The organism is Nocardiopsis rhodophaea (genome assembly GCF_039530945.1).
In the GTDB taxonomy this organism is placed as follows: domain Bacteria; phylum Actinomycetota; class Actinomycetes; order Streptosporangiales; family Streptosporangiaceae; genus Nocardiopsis_C; species Nocardiopsis_C rhodophaea.
This window is the reverse complement of the sequence record NZ_BAAAPC010000061.1, coordinates 1-769: the sequence shown is the minus strand read 5'-3', so window position 1 is coordinate 769 and position 769 is coordinate 1. Positions and strand designations below refer to the sequence as shown.

Sequence of the window (769 nt, the reverse complement as noted above, 5' to 3'; positions counted from 1 at the left end):
AGGGCAGTGGTGATCAGCCGGCTCTTGTGCATCCGCAGGCCGGCCAGTGTGGTGCGCAGCATGGTGGGCTCAGGCCTCCAGCTTCACAAGCCGGTCCAGCACGGTCTCGGCGCTGGGGCCATACACCTCGTCGACCAGGCGCCCGTCGCGCAAAAACACCACCCGGTCGGCATAAGAGGCCGCCACCGGGTCGTGGGTGACCATCACGATGGTCTGGTTCAGTTCGCGGGCCGAGTCGCGCAGGAACGCCAGCACCTCGGCGCCGGAGCGCGAGTCGAGGTTGCCGGTGGGCTCGTCGGCGTAGACCACCTCCGGGGCGCCGAGCAGGGCGCGGGCCACGGCCACGCGCTGCTGCTGGCCGCCCGACAGTTTGGAGGGCAGGTGGTCCAGCCGGTCGCCCAGCCCCACGACCTTGACGATGTGGTCGAAGCGGTCGGCATCGACCTGGCGCTTGGCGATCTGGGCGGGCAGCACGATGTTCTGCTCGGCGGTGAGCATGGGCAGCAGGTTGAAGGACTGGAAGATGAAGCCGATGCGGTCGCGCCGCAGCAGGGTGAGCTGCTTGTCCTTGAGCTGGGTGAGGTCGGTGCGGCCGAGGTGGACGGTGCCGGAGGTGGCGGTGTCCAGGCCGGCCAGGGTGTGCATGAGGGTGGACTTGCCCGATCCGGAGGGGCCCATGATCGCGGTGAAGGCGCCGCGGGTGAATTCCACGGTCACGTTGTCCAGGGCCCGGACCGCCGAGTCCCCACTCCCATACACCTTCGACAGC

1 protein-coding gene is annotated in these 769 nt (G+C 69.2%); it reads right to left on the bottom strand.

Annotated features, from left to right (window positions below):
- Positions 1-69: 69 nt before the first annotated feature.
- Positions 70-768 carry an ABC transporter ATP-binding protein gene (locus tag ABD259_RS25650; protein ID WP_344109771.1) on the bottom strand — a complete coding sequence of 233 codons (699 nt, stop codon included), beginning with the start codon at positions 766-768 and terminating at the stop codon, positions 70-72.
- Between the last annotated feature and the right edge of the window lies 1 nt (position 769).